Source organism: Pseudomonas cremoricolorata DSM 17059 = NBRC 16634 (assembly GCF_000425745.1).
Lineage (GTDB): Bacteria > Pseudomonadota > Gammaproteobacteria > Pseudomonadales > Pseudomonadaceae > Aquipseudomonas > Aquipseudomonas cremoricolorata.
The window spans coordinates 204,823-221,019 of sequence record NZ_AUEA01000006.1; the positions used below are offsets into that span (position 1 = coordinate 204,823).

A 16,197-nucleotide genomic window follows, 5' to 3' on the forward strand; every position below is an offset into this window, starting at 1 on the left:
ACAAGGCCGATCAGCTGCTGCGGTGCAGCTTGCTCATCAGCTGCGCTTCAGCCTGGGTCAGGCCGCAGGTCTGGGTCAGCTCATCGACGCTGGCCCCCATGCCCACCAACTTGGCGGCCTGGCTGAAGGTGACGCTGCTTGGGTCACGCTGTTCGAGCTGTTGCAGTTTGTCGGGTAGCGGTGCCACCACCTTGCGCAACTCGAACAGCGCTTCGCCCATCTGCACCGTACCTTTCTGGTAGTCGTCCAGGCGCTTGGCCAGGTCCTTGATGCGCTGGTCGCGAATGGCATCGCCCAGCGCCTGCTCGGCCATCAGCTGACGCTGGCGCTTGCTGTAGTTGAGGAACAACCACAGACTCAGCGCCCACAGCAACGCCAGCAGCAGCACCGCCACCTCGAAGATCAACTCAGATGTTCTCCAGCTCGGACCATTCTTCTTCGGTCATCATCTTGTCCAGCTCGACCAGAATCAGCAGTTCGCCGTTCTTGTTGCACACGCCCTGGATGAACTTGGCCGACTCGTCGTTGCCGACGTTCGGTGCGGTCTCGATCTCGGACTGGCGCAGGTAGACCACCTCGGCGACGCTGTCGACCAGAATGCCGACCACTTGCTTGTCGGCCTCGATGATCACGATGCGGGTGTTGTCGGTGACCTCGGTCGGCATCAGGCCAAAGCGCTGACGCGTGTCGATCACGGTGACCACATTGCCGCGCAGGTTGATGATGCCCAGCACGTAGCTGGGCGCACCCGGCACCGGCGCGATCTCGGTGTAGCGCAGCACCTCCTGCACCTGCATGACGTTGATGCCATAGGACTCATTGTCCAGGCGGAAGGTGACCCATTGCAGGATCGGGTCTTCGGAGCCCTGCGCAGACGATTTTTTCATTCCCCTAACCCCTCGATGTCCGCCTCTGGCGGTGTGTACGGCTGTGTCATTGATGGTGAGCGTGCAGTTGCTTGACGGCGCCGCTGGCGATCAACTCGGCCAGTTCGGCGACGTCGAGCAACGCGCACATGTGTTCGATCACGGTTCCGGCCAGCCAGGGGCGCTGTCCGCGCTGGCTGCGCCATTTGATTTCATCCGGGTCCAGACGCAGCGAGCGGCTGACCTGATGCACGGCCAGACCCCACTCGTAACCCTGTACCGAGATCACGTATTGCAGCCCCTGGCGGAAATCGTCGCGGTAGCGATCGGGCATCACCCAACGGGCGGTGTCGAGCACCTTGAGGTTGCCGCCCTGGCAGGTAAGGATGCCGAGAAACCAGTCGGGCTGGCCGAACAGTGGCGTCAGGTCCTGGCCTGCCAGGGGATAGATCGAGCCAAGGCACACCAGCGGCACCGCCAGGGTAAGCCCGGCAACATCGAACAACAGGCATTCGAACGGCTCCGCCGCCCAGGCCGGACGACCATTGCCCGGCACCGCCGGGGGTGGCGTGACGGCCGCCGGCAGGTGCACCTCGGCAAGCGCGGCGACCGGCGGCTTGTGCGTGACCTCTTCGACTTGCGCGGGCGGCGCGCACGCCTCGACCCGCTCTGGGCTCTCGACCAGTGCCAACGGCGCCTGGGGCATAGCCAGCAGCTCGGGCAGGCGGCTGGGCGCAGGCTCGGCGAATGGCCGCGCAGGCGCGGCAGCGGGCTCGGCGGCCTGGCGGTCGGCGTCGCGGCGCTGTTCTTCGCGCACCGCGGCGGCGAACTCATCACCCTCGCCGCTTTCGGGCGTGGCCGCCAACGGCGCGACGTCGTCATCGAACCCTTCGGTGGCATCCTGCAACAGACCATCGAGGTAAGACTGCAACGCCAGTTGCGGCTTGCTGGTAATCGGGCGAATCGAACTCATCACGCCACCTGCAGTGCGTTGCGGTAGGTCAACAGGTGCTTGAGCAGCGCCCGGTAAGCGATCAGGCCACGGCTCTTGCCATCGTGCTGGCTGGGCGTGACGCCGGCACGGCTGGCATCACGCAGGCGCGTGTCGACGGGGATGTAACCCTGCCAGACGTGCTCGGGGTAACTGTCACGCAGCAGCTTCAAGGTGCCCAGTGACGCCTGGGTGCGACGGTCGAACAGGGTCGGCACGATCTGGAATGGCAAGGGCTGCTTGCGCGAGCGGTTGATCATCGCCAGGGTGCTGATCATGCGCTCCAGGCCCTTGACCGCGAGGAACTCGGTCTGCACCGGCACCACCAGCTGCTGGCTGGCAGCCAGCGCGTTGACCATCAGGACGCCGAGCAAGGGTGGGCTGTCGATCAGGGCAAAGTCGAAATCCTGCCACAGCTGCGCCAGACTCTTGGCGATCACCAGCCCAAGGCCACTCTGCCCCGGCGATTGCCGCTCCAGTACCGCCAGCGCGGTGCTCGAAGGCAGCAGCGAGATACGCTCATCGCTGGTCGGCAGCAGCAGTTGCCCAGGCAGGCCATCGGGAACCGCGCCCTTGTGCAGGAACAGGTCGTAGCAACTGTGCTCGAGGGCGTCGGGGTTGTGCCCGAAATAGCTGGTCATCGAGCCGTGCGGGTCGAGGTCGACGACGACCACGCGCTTGCCCGCCTCGGCCAGCAACCCGGCCAGAGCGATGGTGGTGGTGGTCTTGCCGACCCCACCTTTTTGATTGGCGACTGCCCAGACTCTCATCGTGCGCTGCTTCCTCCCGGGTTGGCAGAGCGCCAGGCCGGGATTGGTCCATTGATTCGGTGACGAAGATTTGACGGCATCAGGACTCTCCCGCCGTCGCTCGAGTGGCTGGTGCACTTTGTGTGCCAGCCCGGCGCAGGGCGGCATCAGGCGTGGCATTGGCCGCGCCGGTGGCGGTCAGGCTGCGACGCACTTCCAGGTTGCGGGAAATCACCAGCACCACGCGGCGATTCTGCGCACGGCCATCGGCGCTGTCGTTGCTGGCCACCGGCTGGTACTCGCCATAGCCGACCGAGGCCATGCGCCCGGGGTCGATGCCGTTGAGCGCCAGCAGGCGCACGATGCTCGCCGCACGCGCCGAAGACAGCTCCCAGTTGGTCGGGTACTGCGCGGTGCGGATCGGCTGGTTGTCGGTGAAGCCTTCGACGTGAATCGGGTTGGCGAACGGTTTGAGGATGCCGGCCACCCGGTCGATGATGGAAAACGCCGCGTCGCTGGGCATGGCATCGCCACTGCCGAACAGCAACGACGAATTGAGCTCGATCTCGATCCACAGCTCGTTGCCGCGCACGGTCATCTGCCTGGAGGCGATCAGGTCGCCGAACGCGGCGTTGACGTCGTCGCTGATGGTCTTGAGCGCGTCACTGGGGGTTTGCCCAAGGCCTGCGTCGTCCTGCTCGCTGTCCTTGATCAGGGGCTGCGCCGGACGCACGCTGAGCGGCCGCTCGTCGCCGATGGGAATGGCGCGCAGGCTGCGTTCCGGGTCGTTGAACACCCCCAGTAGCGCTTGCGAAACGACCTTGTACTTGCCCTCGTTGATCGAAGAAATCGAATACATCACCACGAAGAAGGCGAACAGCAAGGTAATGAAGTCGGCATACGACACCAGCCAGCGTTCATGATTTTCAGGCTCTTCCAGGGGGCGACGACGACGCATGGTCTACTCCATGAAGCCTTGCAGCTTCAGCTCGATGGAGCGCGGGTTTTCGCCCTCGGCGATCGACAGCAGGCCTTCGAGGAGCATCTCGCGGTAGCGCGACTGGCGCATGACGATGGCCTTGAGCTTGTTGGCAACCGGCAGCAGCACTAGGTTGGCACTGGCCACGCCGTAGATGGTGGCGACGAAGGCCACGGCAATGCCGCTACCCAGTTGCGCCGGATCGGCCAGGTTGCCCATGACATGGATCAGCCCCATCACGGCACCGATGATGCCGATGGTCGGCGCATAGCCGCCCATGCACTCGAACACCTTCGCTGCCTGAATATCGCGGCTTTCCTGGGTGATGAAATCCACCTCCAGAATACTGCGCACCGCCTCGGGCTCGGCGCCGTCGACCAGCAATTGCAGGCCCTTGCGCGCGTACGGGTCAGGCTCGAGATCCGCCACCCCTTCCAGGCCCAGCAGGCCCTCCTTGCGCGCGGTCAGGCTCCAGTTCACCACCCGGTCGATGCCACCGGCCAGGTCGACCTTGGGCGGGAACAGAATCCAGCGCAGGATGTACAGCGCCCGCTTGAACGCCGGCAGCGGCGATTGCAGCAACGCCGCCGCCAGGGTTCCGCCCAGTACGATCAGTGCCGCCGAGCCGTTGATCAGCGCGCCGGCATGCCCGCCCTCGAGGAAATTGCCGCCGACGATGGCTACGAAAGCCAGGATCAGACCGATCAGGCTGAGCACATCCATCAGATGCAGGCCTCGACCAGGTGCCGGCCGATTTCATCGAGGCTGTACACCGCATCGGCCAGATTGGCCTTGGCGATCGCCATGGGCATGCCATAGATCACGCAACTGGCTTCATCCTGCGCCCACACCGTGCTGCCGGCCTGCTTGAGCAGGCGCGCGCCTTCGCGGCCGTCGGCGCCCATGCCGGTCAGCACCACGGCCAGCACCTTGTCGCTGTAGGACTTGGCCGCAGAACCGAAGGTGATGTCCACGCAGGGCTTGTAGTTGAGGCGCTCATCGCCAGGCAGAATCTTCACCGTTCCGCGTCCGTCGACCATCATCTGCTTGCCACCGGGGGCCAGCAGCGCCAGGCCCGGGCGCAGCACGTCGCCATCTTCGGCTTCCTTGACGCTGATGCGGCAGAGTTTGTCGAGGCGTTCGGCGAAGGCCTTGGTAAAGGCCGCAGGCATGTGCTGGATCAACACGATCGGTGCCGGGAAGCCGGCCGGCAATTGCGTCAGCACCCGCTGCAGCGCTACCGGCCCGCCGGTCGAGGTGCCGATGGCGACCAGCTTGTAGGCCTTGCGCCGCGGCGCCGGGCTGCTGGCCGACGGTGCATGCGCGGCGGCAGGGGCGCGGCTGGCAATGCTTGCACGCGGGCTGCTGTGGCTGGGCTGCGGGGTGACGCTGGGCGTCGGGGAGGCCGCTGCGGCAGCAGGCGCCGGAGCGACTGCCGGGGCGCTGTAGCTACCGAAGCGGCGGTTGCTGCGCGCCAGGGTGTGCACCTTCTCGCAGAGCATCTGGCGGACTTTGTCCGGGTTGCGCGAGATGTCCTCGAAGTTCTTCGGCAGGTAGTCCACGGCACCGGCGTCGAGGGCGTCGAGGGTGACCCGCGCGCCTTCATGGGTAAGCGAGGAGAACATCAGTACCGGGGTCGGGCAGCGCTGCATGATGTGCCGCACCGCAGTGATGCCATCCATCATGGGCATTTCGTAATCCATGGTGATGACATCAGGCTTGAGCGCCAGCGCCTGGTCGATCGCTTCCTTGCCGTTGGTCGCGGTGCCGACGACGGTGATCGTCGGGTCGCCCGAGAGGATTTCCGAGACGCGGCGGCGGAAGAAACCCGAATCATCCACCACCAGGACCTTGACTGCCATAAACACTCCGTTAGGCGGCGCGCCGTCGAGGGTGCGCCGCCGAAATCAAATACGCCGTGCTGCGTAACGCTTGAGCATGCTCGGCACATCGAGGATCAGCGCGATGCGCCCGTCACCGGTGATGGTGGCTCCCGACATGCCTGGCGTGCCCTGCAACATCTTGCCCAGCGGCTTGATTACCACCTCTTCCTGGCCGACCAGTTGATCGACGACAAAGCCGATCCGTTGGGTGCCGACCGAGAGGATCACCACATGGCCTTCTGGCTGTTCCTCGTGGGCCTGACCCTGTACCAGCCAGCGCTTGAGGTAGAACAGCGGCAGCGCCTTGTCGCGCACGATCACCACTTCCTGACCGTCGACCACGTTGGTGCGCGACAGGTCGAGGTGGAAGATCTCGTTGACGTTGACCAGCGGGAAAGCGAACGCCTGGTTGCCGAGCATGACCATCAGCGTCGGCATGATCGCCAGAGTCAGCGGCACCTTGATGACGATCTTCGAACCCTGGCCCTTGGCCGAGAAGATGTTGATCGAGCCGTTGAGCTGGGAAATCTTGGTCTTGACCACGTCCATGCCCACGCCACGGCCCGAGACGTCGGAAATTTCGGTCTTGGTCGAGAAGCCTGGAGCGAAGATCAGGTTGTAGCAGTCGGTTTCGCTCAGGCGGTCGGCGGCGTCCTTGTCCATCAGGCCCTTTTCCACGGCCTTGGCGCGCAGCACGTTAGGGTCCATGCCTTTGCCATCATCAGAGATCGACAGCAGGATGTGGTCGCCCTCCTGCTCGGCCGACAGCACCACCCGCCCGGTGCGCACCTTGCCGGAGGCTTCGCGCTCTTCGGGCATTTCGATGCCATGGTCGACGGCGTTGCGCACCAAGTGCACCAGCGGGTCGGCCAGAGCCTCGACGAGGTTCTTGTCGAGGTCGGTTTCTTCGCCGACCAGCTCCAGGTTGATGTCTTTCTTCAACTGCCGGGCAAGGTCGCGAACCAGCCGCGGGAAGCGCCCGAAGACCTTCTTGATCGGCTGCATGCGGGTTTTCATCACCGCGGTCTGCAGGTCGGCGGTGACCACATCGAGGTTGGACACCGCCTTGGACATGGCCTCATCGCCGCTGTTCAGGCCCAGGCGCACCAGGCGGTTACGCACCAGCACCAGCTCGCCGACCATGTTCATGATCTCGTCGAGCCGCGCGGTGTCGACGCGCACGGTGGTTTCCGCTTCGCTGGCGGGTTTTTCCGCCGGTGCAGCAGCGCTGCGCGCGGCAGGTGCAGAGCTGCGCGCAGGTGCGGGCGCAGGCTTGGCCGCGGCAGGCGCGGCAGCAGCCGGTGCGCTGGCGGCCGCCGCGACCGGCGCTGGGCTCGATGCGGCCGAGAACTGGCCTTTGCCGTGCAACTGATCGAGCAGCGCTTCGAATTCATGCTCGGTGATGTGCGCATCGCTCGCACCCGCGGTGGCCGGTGCGGGCGCGTCGACGGACGCAGCGCTGGCGTTCGGCGCCGCGCTCACGCCCGGCAGCGCATCGGCGGCGAAAGTGCCCTTGCCGTGCAGCTGGTCGAGCAGTGCTTCGAATTCATCGTCGGTGATGTCATCGCTGGCCGGGGCCGCTGCCGGTGCTTCGGGCGCTGCGGCAACGGTCTGCGCCGAGAACTGGCCCTTGCCATGCAGTTGGTCGAGCAACGATTCGAACTCGGCATCGGTGATCTCGTCACCCTCGCCAGCGACCGGCGCGGCGAGCGGTGCAGCAGGCGCCTGCTGGGCCGCAGCGGCTTCGGCTTTCACCGCATCCAGCGAGTCGAGCAATTGCTCGAATTCATCGTCGGTGATGTCTGCGTCTGTCGCGCTCGCCTCGGCAGGCGCTGGCGCCACCGGCTCAGGGGCAGGCACAGGCTCAGCCGCAACCGGCACGGGCGCAGGAGCTTGGGCGCCGGCAGGTTCGGCCAGGCGCGACAAGGCAGCGAGTAATTCCGGCGTCGCCGGGGTGACTTCGCTGCGTTCGCGGACTTGGCCGAACATGCTGTTGACCGTGTCCAGCGCCTCCAGGACCACGTCCATCAGCTCCGAATCCACGCGGCGTTCGCCCTTGCGCAGAATGTCGAACACGTTCTCGGCGATGTGACAACACTCCACCAGCTCATTGAGCTGAAGGAAGCCGGCGCCCCCCTTTACCGTGTGAAACCCGCGAAAGATCGCATTGAGCAGGTCCGCGTCGTCGGGTCGGCTTTCCAGCTCGACCAGCTGCTCGGACAACAGCTCGAGAATTTCGCCGGCTTCTACCAGGAAATCCTGGAGGATTTCTTCATCGGCGCCGAAGCTCATTGAACGTGCTCCTTAAAAACCAAGGCTAGATAGCAAATCGTCTACATCGTCCTGACCGGACACGACGTCCTCACGCTTATCGGCATGAATCTGCGGACCTTCACCTCGGGCGGGATGTTTTTCATGATCTTTTTCATCGCGCAGCTGCTGATGGTCATGTTCGATGCCGGCGAAGCGATCGACCTGACTGGCCATCAACACCAATTTGAGCAGGTTGCTCTCGACTTCGGTCACCAGCGCGGTGACGCGTTTGATCACCTGACCGGTCAGGTCCTGGAAGTCCTGGGCCAGCAGAATGTCGTTGAGGTGGCCGGAAACCTTGCGATTGCCTTCGGCGCTGTGCGTCAGAAAACCGTCGACGCGCTTGGCCAAGTCACGGAACTCGCTGGCCGAGACTTCCTTGCGCATGAAACGCTGCCAGTCGCTGCTCAGCGCCTTGGCTTCTTCTGACAGACCGTTGAGCACCGGGGTGCTTTCCTCGACCAGGTCCATGGTGCGGTTGGCCGCGTTTTCCGTCAGCTTGACCACGTAGCTCAGACGCTCGGTGGCGTCGGTGATCTGCGACACTTCCTCGGCCTGCGGCATGCGCGGGTCGATCTGGAAACTGACGATGGCGCTGTGCAGCTCGCGGGTCAGCTTGCCGACCTCGTGGTACAGGCCGCGGTCGCGGGTCTGGTTGAGCTGGTGAATCAGCTGCACGGCGTCGCCGAAATGGCCACGCTCGAGGCTGTCGACCAGTTCACGGGCATGTTTTTTCAGGGTGCCTTCGAACTCACCCAGAGAGGTATCGATAGATTGCATTGCGCCCTCCGGCGACTCAGCCATTCACGCGCTCGAAGATCTTCTCGATCTTTTCTTTCAGCACTTGGGCGGTGAAAGGCTTGACCACATAGCCGTTCACCCCGGCCTGGGCCGCTTCGATGATCTGGTCGCGCTTGGCTTCGGCGGTGACCATCAGTACCGGCAGACTTTTCAGGCGCTCGTCGGCGCGCACCTTGCGCAGCAGGTCGATGCCGGACATGCCCGGCATGTTCCAGTCGGTCACCAGGAAGTCGTAGTGACCCTTCTCGAGCATCGGCAGCGCCGTGGTGCCATCGTCGGCCTCATCGGTGTTGGTAAAGCCCAGATCGCGCAGCAGGTTCTTGATGATCCGCCGCATCGTCGAGAAATCGTCAACGATGAGGATTTTCATGTCTTTGTTCAATTAACCATCTCCAAACAGTCTTATCACGCGCTCGGCGCCGAGCGCGCCCCTAAATATCAGCGGCAAGTTGTGAGCGGCAAGCGCCAAGCTGACAGGTGTCGCCTGAACTGCAGGGTGTCACAGGGGCTACGCGGTACGCTCACTTGTAGCTTGCGGCTTACAGCTTGTCGCTACCGCGCGCGCCATTCTCCGAGGCGACTGCGCAGGCGCGCGGCGCACTGGCTGTGCAACTGGCTGACACGCGACTCGCTGACCCCCAGCACCTCGCCGATTTCCTTGAGGTTCAGCTCTTCGTCGTAGTACAGCGCCAGCACCAGGCGCTCACGCTCCGGCAGGTTGGCGATGGCCTCGGTCAAGGCGCTCTGGAAGCGTTCCTCCTCCAGATCGCGGCCCGGCTCCAGCTGTCCGCTGGCGCCGTCTTCGTGCAGTCCCTCGTGCTCGCCGTCCTGCAGCAGGTCGTCGAAACTGAACAGGCGACTGCCCAAGGTATCGTTGAGAATGCCGTAATAATCGTCCAGCCCCATCTTGAGTTCGGCAGCAACCTCGTGATCTTTAGCGTCACGTCCGGTTCTGGCCTCTACCGCGCGCATGGCATCGCTGACCATACGGGTGTTGCGGTGCACTGAACGCGGTGCCCAGTCGCCCTTGCGCACCTCATCGAGCATGGCGCCGCGGATGCGAATGCCGGCGTAGGTCTCGAAGCTGGCGCCCTTGCTGGCGTCGTATTTGTTGGCGACCTCGAGCAGGCCGATCATGCCGGCCTGGATCAGGTCTTCCACCTGCACGTTGGCCGGCAGGCGCGCCAGCAGGTGATAGGCGATGCGCTTGACCAACGGCGCGTAGCGCTCGATCAGTTCGTATTGCGCATCCTTGGACGCTCGGCTGTACATCTTGAACCCGCTCGCGCTCATAGCACCGGCCCTGCGCTGGTGGGTTGTACCAGGCGCTCGACAAAGAATTCCAAATGGCCGCGCGGGTTGGCCGGCAGCGGCCAGCTGTCGACCTTCTGCGCAATGGCCCGGAAGGCCAGCGCGCATTTAGAGCGCGGGAAGGCTTCGTACACCGCACGCTGCTTCTGCACCGCCTTGCGTACGCATTCGTCATAAGGCACGGCACCGACGTATTGCAGCGCCACGTCGAGGAAGCGGTCGGTGACTTTGGTCAGCTTGGCGAACAGGTTGCGCCCTTCCTGCGGGCTCTGGGCCATGTTCGCCAGCACGCGGAAGCGGTTCATGCCGTAGTCGCGGTTGAGCAGCTTGATCAGCGCGTAGGCATCGGTGATCGAGGTCGGTTCGTCGCACACCACCAGCAGCACTTCCTGGGCGGCGCGCACGAAGCTCACCACCGAGTCGCCGATACCGGCGGCGGTGTCGATGACCAGCACGTCGAGGTTGTCACCGATCTCGCTGAAGGCCTGGATCAGCCCGGCATGCTGCGCAGGCTGCAGGTGCACCATGCTCTGCGTGCCGGAGGCGGCCGGGACGATACGCACGCCGCCCGGCCCCTGCAACAGCACGTCGCGCAGCTCGCAGCGGCCTTCGATGACGTCGGCCAGGGTGCGCTTGGGGGTCAGACCGAGCAGCACGTCGACATTGGCCAGACCCAGGTCGGCGTCGAGCAGCATGACTCTGCGCCCCAGTTCTGCCAGCGCCAGAGACAAGTTGACTGAAACGTTGGTCTTGCCGACGCCGCCTTTACCGCCGGTGACGGCGATTACCTGTACGGGATGCATGCTACCCATGTCTGTTATTTACCTTGTCTCGCTTGGACCCATGCCACTTGTGGAGCAAAACGCCCGCCCCGTTCTGTTGGTACTTTTCGCAGCACATCGCTCAACCCACCCGCTTCCCGGGATGGTGATAGAGATCAGCGAACATGTCGGCCATGGCCTCTTCGCTGGGCTCGTCCTGCATCTGCACGCTGACCGCGCGGCTCACCAGCTGGTGTTTGCGCGGCAGGTGCAGGTCTTCGGGAATACGTGGCCCATCGGTGAGATAGGCAATTGGCAACTGATGGCCGATGGTCAGGCTGAGCACTTCGCCCAGGCTGGCGGTTTCATCGAGCTTGCTCAGAATGCAGCCGGCCAGCCCACAGCGCTTGTAGCTGTGATACGCCGCCGACAGCACCTGTTTCTGGCTGGTGGTGGCCAGCACCAGATAGTTCTTCGACGCGATACCGCGCCCGGCCAGGGTGTCGAGCTGCATGCGCAGCGCCGGATCACTGGCTTGCAGGCCGGCGGTATCGATCAGCACCACCCGCTTGCGCAGCAGTGGCTCGAGCGCCTGGGCCAGCGACTCGCCGGGGTCGACGTAGGTCACCGGCACGTTGAGGATGCGGCCGAGGGTTTTCAGTTGTTCCTGAGCACCGATACGGAAACTGTCCATGCTCACCAGGGCCAGGCTGCTGGAGCCGTACTTGAGCACGTAGCGCGCCGCCAGCTTGGCCAGGGTGGTGGTCTTGCCCATGCCCGCAGGGCCAACCAGGGCGATCACCCCGCCCTGCTCGATCGGCTCGATATCCGGCACCTCGATGCGCCGCGCCAGGTGCGCCAGGACCATGCGCCAGGCGTGCCGCGGATCGTCGATCTCGGCGGTCATGCCCAGCAGCTCGTGGGCCAGAGCGCCGCTCAGGCCAATGCGTTGCAGACGCCGCCAGGCGTTGGCCTGCTGCGGCTTGCTGCCCTGCAATTGCGACCAGGCCAGCGAACCGAGCTGCACTTCGAGCAGCTCACGCAGACCCGACAGTTCGGCGCGCATGGCGTCGAACAGGCGCGGATCGACCGCCGCTGGGGCCGCTGCCGGAGCGCTGGCCGGGGCTTCGGTGTGTGGCTCGACCAGCGGCTCGGAGGCGGTCAGCGAAAGGCCGGCGAACAGCTGGCGGTTGCCTTCATCGGTGTCGTTGCGGCTGGACAGCTCGGCCTGGGCGCTGACGATGCGCGACTGGGTTTTGCGCAGTTCTTCTTCCAGGGCGATGTTGGGCACCCGCGGCGCCAGCGCCGAGGGCTTGTAGTCGAGCGCGGCAGTGAGTTCCACGCCGCCGGCAATGCGCCGGTTGCCGATGATGGCGGCATCAGCGCCCAGCTCATCGCGAACCAGCTTCATGGCCTGTCGCATATCGGCGGCGAAAAAACGCTTCACTTGCATATCCCACTACCTCAGCCGTTAGGGCCCACAGTGGCAACGATGGTGACTTGCTTGTTGTCCGGAATTTCCTGGTACGCCAACACATGCAAGTTCGGTACAGCCAGCCGGCCAAAGCGCGAGAGCATGGCGCGGATCGGGCCGGCCACCAGCAGAATGGCAGGCTGACCCTGCATTTCCTGACGCTGGGCCGCTTCGATCAACGAACGCTGCAGCTTCTCGGCCATGCTCGGTTCCAGCAAGACACCGTCTTCCTGGCCTTGTCCGGCCCTCTGCAAGCTATTGAGCAAGATCTGTTCCAATCTTGGCTCAAGGGTGATCACCGGCAGCTCGGACTCAACGCCGACAATGCTTTGCACGATGGCGCGACACAATCCGACGCGCACCTGCGCCACCAGCGCGGCAGTATCTTGACTCCTGCCGGCGTTGTTGGCGATGGCCTCGGCAATGGTGCGAATATCGCGCACCGGCACCTGTTCGCTGAGCAATGCCTGCAGGACCTTGAGCAGCCCCGACAGAGAAATGACGCCCGGCACCAGCTCCTCTGCCAGTTTAGGCGAAGCCTTGGCCAGCACCTGCAGCAACTGCTGCACTTCTTCGTGGCCGATCAGTTCGTGGCAGTGTTTCTGCAAGATCTGGTTGAGGTGGGTCGCCACCACGGTACTGGCGTCGACCACGGTGTAGCCCAGCGACTGCGCCTGGGAGCGCTGCGCGACGTCGATCCACACGGCCTCGAGGCCAAACGCCGGATCACGCGCGGCAATCCCGTTGAGGGTGCCGAACACCTGACCGGGGTTGATCGCCAGCTCGCGATCCGGGTAGATCTCGGCTTCGGCCAGAATCACCCCCATCAGGGTCAGGCGATAGGCGCTGGGTTGCAGGTCGAGGTTGTCGCGGATATGCACCGTTGGCATGAGGAATCCGAGGTCCTGGGAGAGCTTCTTGCGCACCCCCTTGATTCGCGCCAGCAACTGCCCACCCTGGTTACGGTCGACCAGCGGAATCAGCCGGTAGCCTACTTCCAGGCCGATCATGTCGATCGGCGTGACGTCGTCCCAGCCCAGCTCCTTGGTTTCCTGCGCGCGCTGTGGCGAGGGCAGCAGATCCTGCTGGCGCTTGACCTCTTCCAGGGCCACGGCCTGCGCCTGCTCCTTCTTCTTCCACACCAGGTAGGCACCGCCGGCGGCTGCCAGCCCCAGGCCGATGAAGGCCACGTGGGGCATGCCCGGGACCATGCCGATGACCATCATCAGCGCGGCGGAAACGCCCAGCGCCTTGGGCGAATCGAACATCTGCCGGTTGATCAGCTTGCCCATCTCTTCGGAGCTGGAGGCACGGGTGACCATGATCGCCGCGGCGGTAGAGAGCAGCAGCGACGGCAACTGCGCCACCAAACCGTCACCGATGGTGAGCAAGGCATACACCTTGCCGGCTTCGCCGAACGGCATGCCGTGCTGCAACATGCCCACCAGCATGCCGCCGATCAGGTTGATGAACAGAATCAGCAGGCCAGCGATAGCGTCGCCGCGCACGAACTTGCTGGCACCGTCCATCGAGCCGTAGAACTCGGCCTCCTGGGCAACCTCGGCGCGGCGCAGCTTGGCCTGGTTCTGATCGATCAGACCGGCATTGAGGTCGGCATCGATGGCCATCTGCTTGCCGGGCATGGCATCGAGGGTAAAGCGTGCGCTGACCTCGGAGATGCGCCCGGCACCTTTGGTCACCACCACGAAGTTGATGATCATGAGGATGGCGAACACCACCGCACCGACCACGTAGTTGCCGCCGATCACCACCTCACCGAAGGCCTGAATCACCTGGCCTGCGGCCTGGTGCCCTTCATGACCATGCAGCATCACCACCCGCGTCGAAGCGACGTTGAGCGCCAGGCGCAGCAGCGTCGCCACCAGCAGAATGGTCGGGAACGCCGCGAAATCCAGCGGGCGCAAGGCGTACACACAGACCAGCAGCACCACGATCGACAACGCGATGTTGAAGGTGAAGAACACGTCGAGCAGAAACGGCGGGATCGGCAACATCATCATTGCCAGCATCACCAGCAACAGCAGCGGCACACCCAGGCTGCCCCGACCGAGACCGGCGAGGTTGTTGCGGGCATGACTGATCAGATGCGAACGATCCACCGAGAGTCCTCTTCAAGCAAAACTTTGACGCCAGCGCGGCGCCTGGGCGTGGCTTTGCAAGAAGCTGTCCAACTTTGTCGATGGGTGCCGATGAGACGCGAACCCGAGGCTCATCGCTGCTTGGATAGAATGGCCAATTGGAGCAGAAGGCGCCCAGTGGCGCCTTTCACGAGTGCTGGGCGGTCAGCTTCACTCCCAACGCGTTGACTACCTTCAGCACCGTGTCGTATCGGGGCTTTGCACCTGGGGCCAGCGCCTTGTACAGACTTTCACGGTTGATCCCGGCATCGCGTGCAAGCTGGCTCATACCGCGCGCTTTTGCCACTTCCTGTAACGCGCGAAGGAATACATCAGGGTTCGGGTCCTGGAGGGAAATGCTCAGAAATTGCGCAATTTCCTCCTCATCATTCAGGTAATCCGATGCTTCGAAAACCTTGAGCTCTCTCATTGACTGTCTGCCTTCTCGATCTCGTCGAGGATGGATTTCGCGAGCTTTATATCGCGCTTTTGCGACGATTTGTTACCGCCACACAGTAGCAGATACACCACTTCAGCACGCCTGGCGTAATAAACACGATAACCCGGTCCAACAAAGATTCTCATTTCACTGATGCCACTTCCGACGGGCTCAGAGTCACCGAAATTACCTTCCTGTGCAGCCATGATGCGGCTCACGATCCGCAGACGCGCCGTCACATCCTTCAAGCCTTTAAGCCATGCATCGAATTCGTGGGTTCGGAGGAGTGTATTCATAGGCGCAATGTAGCCGAACGACTACACATCGACAACCAGCTTGATGGATCACTCACTCATCCCGCCGCAAATCCGGCGGAATCGGCAGGTCCGGCTTGAGCGGCTCCGGCGCCTTGCCCCGCCCACTGCGGTATTGTCGGATCTGGAATACGTAGGCCAGCACCTGCGCCACGGCCAGGTACAGGCCAGCGGGGATTTCCTGTTCGATCTCGGTGGAGTGGTAAATGGCCCGGGCCAGGGCCGGCGATTCGAGGATCTGTACCTTGTGCTCGACGGCGATCTCGCGGATTTTCAAGGCGATGAAATCGGTGCCCTTGGCCAGCAGCAATGGCGCTGCCGAGCCCTTCTCTGGGTCGTATTTGAGGGCAACGGCGTAATGGGTCGGGTTGGTGATGATCACGTCAGCATCGGGCACGGCAGCCATCATGCGCCGCTGCGACATCTCGCGCTGCAACTGGCGGATGCGCTGCTTGACCTCGGGCTTGCCTTCGCTGTCCTTGTACTCGTCGCGCACTTCCTGCTTGGTCATCTTCAGCTTCTTGTGGCTCTGCCAGAGCTGGAACGGCACATCCACCGCAGCGATCAGCAGCAAGCCGGCAGCCATCCACAGCGCGCTCCAGCCCACCACCTGCACGCTGTGGATGATCGCCTGCTCCAATGGCTCGTTGGCGATATCGAGCAGCGCCTGGCGATCGTTCGAAAGCACTACCACGGCGACGAGCAGAATCACCACGAACTTGGCGATGGCCTTGAGCAGTTCGGTCAGGGCATGCATGGAAAACATGCGCTTGATGCCTGACAGCGGGTTCATGCGGCTGAACTTGGGCTGCAGCAGGCTGCCGGAGAACAGGAACCCGCCCAAGGCAATGGGCGCCACGAACGACACCACGAACAGCACCACCAGCACCGGCTGGGTGGCCCAGATCGCCATCTTGCCGGCGCTGAGCAGGAAGATGCCCATCGAGCGCTCGTCTACCACCACTTCCCGGCTCAGGGTGAAGCTCATGCGCATCACCTCCATCAGCGTCTGCGCCAGAAAGCCGCCGAACACCAGCAGGGCAATGGCGCCACCGAGGGTCACGGCGACGGTGTTGAGCTCCTTGGAACGCGCGGTCTCGCCCTTCTCGCGGGCGTCGCGCTTTTTCTTTTCGGTGGGTTCTTCGGTCTTGTCCTGACCGCTCTCGCTCTCGGCCATG

At 63.7% G+C, this 16,197-nt stretch carries 17 protein-coding genes; all 17 read right to left on the bottom strand.

The genetic code is table 11. The features are described 5' to 3' along the window. Window positions 1–10: 10 nt before the first annotated feature. Window positions 11–406: a DUF2802 domain-containing protein gene (locus H618_RS0107625; RefSeq protein WP_028694510.1), complete on the bottom strand. Its 396-nt coding sequence runs from the start codon at window positions 404–406 to the stop codon at window positions 11–13. Between the two features lies 1 nt (window position 407). Next, complete coding sequence (locus H618_RS0107630) at window positions 408–887, bottom strand: chemotaxis protein CheW (protein WP_028694511.1); 480 nt, start codon at window positions 885–887, stop codon at window positions 408–410. A 46-nt stretch (window positions 888–933) separates the two neighbouring features. Then, window positions 934–1,839, bottom strand: a complete 906-nt coding sequence (locus H618_RS0107635; RefSeq protein WP_028694512.1) for a CheW domain-containing protein — start codon at window positions 1,837–1,839, stop codon at window positions 934–936. Further along, window positions 1,839–2,627: a ParA family protein gene (locus H618_RS0107640; protein WP_028694513.1), complete on the bottom strand. Its 789-nt coding sequence runs from the start codon at window positions 2,625–2,627 to the stop codon at window positions 1,839–1,841. The genes H618_RS0107635 and H618_RS0107640 overlap by 1 nt, the downstream gene beginning before the upstream one ends. 79 nt (window positions 2,628–2,706) lie before the next feature. Next, window positions 2,707–3,564, bottom strand: a complete 858-nt coding sequence (gene motD / locus H618_RS0107645) for a flagellar motor protein MotD (protein ID WP_028694514.1) — start codon at window positions 3,562–3,564, stop codon at window positions 2,707–2,709. A 3-nt stretch (window positions 3,565–3,567) separates the two neighbouring features. Next, entirely contained in the window at window positions 3,568–4,308 is a 741-nt protein-coding gene (locus H618_RS0107650) for a flagellar motor protein (RefSeq protein ID WP_028694515.1), read from the bottom strand. Then, window positions 4,308–5,447: a protein-glutamate methylesterase/protein-glutamine glutaminase gene (locus H618_RS0107655; RefSeq protein WP_028694516.1), complete on the bottom strand. Its 1,140-nt coding sequence runs from the start codon at window positions 5,445–5,447 to the stop codon at window positions 4,308–4,310. The genes H618_RS0107650 and H618_RS0107655 overlap by 1 nt, the downstream gene beginning before the upstream one ends. Window positions 5,448–5,492: 45 nt before the next feature. Continuing rightward, the gene (locus tag H618_RS0107660) at window positions 5,493–7,760 is read right to left on the bottom strand and encodes a chemotaxis protein CheA (protein ID WP_028694517.1); all 2,268 of its coding nucleotides are present in this window, start codon (window positions 7,758–7,760) and stop codon (window positions 5,493–5,495) included. A 12-nt stretch (window positions 7,761–7,772) separates the two neighbouring features. Beyond that, the gene (locus H618_RS0107665; protein ID WP_028694518.1) at window positions 7,773–8,561 is read right to left on the bottom strand and encodes a protein phosphatase CheZ; all 789 of its coding nucleotides are present in this window, start codon (window positions 8,559–8,561) and stop codon (window positions 7,773–7,775) included. A 16-nt stretch (window positions 8,562–8,577) separates the two neighbouring features. Further along, window positions 8,578–8,952 (bottom strand): chemotaxis response regulator CheY, encoded by a 375-nt coding sequence (locus tag H618_RS0107670; protein WP_154660632.1) that lies wholly within the window; start codon window positions 8,950–8,952, stop codon window positions 8,578–8,580. Window positions 8,953–9,134: 182 nt separating this feature from the next. Further along, on the bottom strand, window positions 9,135–9,875 hold the full coding sequence (gene fliA / locus H618_RS0107675) for an RNA polymerase sigma factor FliA (RefSeq protein WP_028694520.1): 741 nt from the start codon (window positions 9,873–9,875) through the stop codon (window positions 9,135–9,137). Continuing rightward, window positions 9,872–10,714 carry a flagellar synthesis regulator FleN gene (gene fleN, locus H618_RS0107680; protein ID WP_211232357.1) on the bottom strand — a complete coding sequence of 281 codons (843 nt, stop codon included), beginning with the start codon at window positions 10,712–10,714 and terminating at the stop codon, window positions 9,872–9,874. The genes fliA and fleN overlap by 4 nt, the downstream gene beginning before the upstream one ends. A gap of 82 nt (window positions 10,715–10,796) precedes the next feature. Further along, the gene (gene flhF, locus H618_RS0107685; RefSeq protein WP_028694522.1) at window positions 10,797–12,107 is read right to left on the bottom strand and encodes a flagellar biosynthesis GTPase FlhF; all 1,311 of its coding nucleotides are present in this window, start codon (window positions 12,105–12,107) and stop codon (window positions 10,797–10,799) included. Window positions 12,108–12,118: 11 nt separating this feature from the next. Next, complete coding sequence (gene flhA, locus H618_RS0107690) at window positions 12,119–14,248, bottom strand: flagellar biosynthesis protein FlhA (RefSeq protein WP_028694523.1); 2,130 nt, start codon at window positions 14,246–14,248, stop codon at window positions 12,119–12,121. A gap of 166 nt (window positions 14,249–14,414) precedes the next feature. After that, a complete protein-coding gene (locus tag H618_RS0107695) occupies window positions 14,415–14,696 on the bottom strand; it encodes an addiction module antidote protein (protein WP_028694524.1) in 282 nt (93 codons plus the stop codon). Further along, window positions 14,693–15,001 (bottom strand): type II toxin-antitoxin system RelE/ParE family toxin, encoded by a 309-nt coding sequence (locus tag H618_RS0107700; RefSeq protein WP_028694525.1) that lies wholly within the window; start codon window positions 14,999–15,001, stop codon window positions 14,693–14,695. The genes H618_RS0107695 and H618_RS0107700 overlap by 4 nt, the downstream gene beginning before the upstream one ends. A gap of 52 nt (window positions 15,002–15,053) precedes the next feature. Beyond that, window positions 15,054–16,196 carry a flagellar biosynthesis protein FlhB gene (flhB, locus tag H618_RS0107705; protein ID WP_028694526.1) on the bottom strand — a complete coding sequence of 381 codons (1,143 nt, stop codon included), beginning with the start codon at window positions 16,194–16,196 and terminating at the stop codon, window positions 15,054–15,056. Between the last annotated feature and the right edge of the window lies 1 nt (window position 16,197).

Bases quoted from the DNA above. Each gene is read 5' to 3' on its own strand.
- H618_RS0107660 (WP_028694517.1), bottom strand. From the start codon at position 7,760: ATGAGCTTCGGCGCCGATGAAGAAATCCTCCAGGATTTCCTGGTAGAA.
- H618_RS0107670 (WP_154660632.1), bottom strand. From the start codon at position 8,952: ATGAAAATCCTCATCGTTGACGATTTCTCGACGATGCGGCGGATCATC.
- H618_RS0107630 (WP_028694511.1), bottom strand. From the start codon at position 887: ATGAAAAAATCGTCTGCGCAGGGCTCCGAAGACCCGATCCTGCAATGG.
- H618_RS0107665 (WP_028694518.1), bottom strand. From the start codon at position 8,561: ATGCAATCTATCGATACCTCTCTGGGTGAGTTCGAAGGCACCCTGAAA.
- H618_RS0107635 (WP_028694512.1), bottom strand. From the start codon at position 1,839: ATGAGTTCGATTCGCCCGATTACCAGCAAGCCGCAACTGGCGTTGCAG.
- H618_RS0107640 (WP_028694513.1), bottom strand. From the start codon at position 2,627: ATGAGAGTCTGGGCAGTCGCCAATCAAAAAGGTGGGGTCGGCAAGACC.
- flhF (WP_028694522.1), bottom strand. From the start codon at position 12,107: ATGCAAGTGAAGCGTTTTTTCGCCGCCGATATGCGACAGGCCATGAAG.
- H618_RS0107655 (WP_028694516.1), bottom strand. From the start codon at position 5,447: ATGGCAGTCAAGGTCCTGGTGGTGGATGATTCGGGTTTCTTCCGCCGC.
- fliA (WP_028694520.1), bottom strand. From the start codon at position 9,875: ATGAGCGCGAGCGGGTTCAAGATGTACAGCCGAGCGTCCAAGGATGCG.
- H618_RS0107700 (WP_028694525.1), bottom strand. From the start codon at position 15,001: ATGAATACACTCCTCCGAACCCACGAATTCGATGCATGGCTTAAAGGC.
- H618_RS0107695 (WP_028694524.1), bottom strand. From the start codon at position 14,696: ATGAGAGAGCTCAAGGTTTTCGAAGCATCGGATTACCTGAATGATGAG.
- flhB (WP_028694526.1), bottom strand. From the start codon at position 16,196: ATGGCCGAGAGCGAGAGCGGTCAGGACAAGACCGAAGAACCCACCGAA.
- motD (WP_028694514.1), bottom strand. From the start codon at position 3,564: ATGCGTCGTCGTCGCCCCCTGGAAGAGCCTGAAAATCATGAACGCTGG.
- H618_RS0107650 (WP_028694515.1), bottom strand. From the start codon at position 4,308: ATGGATGTGCTCAGCCTGATCGGTCTGATCCTGGCTTTCGTAGCCATC.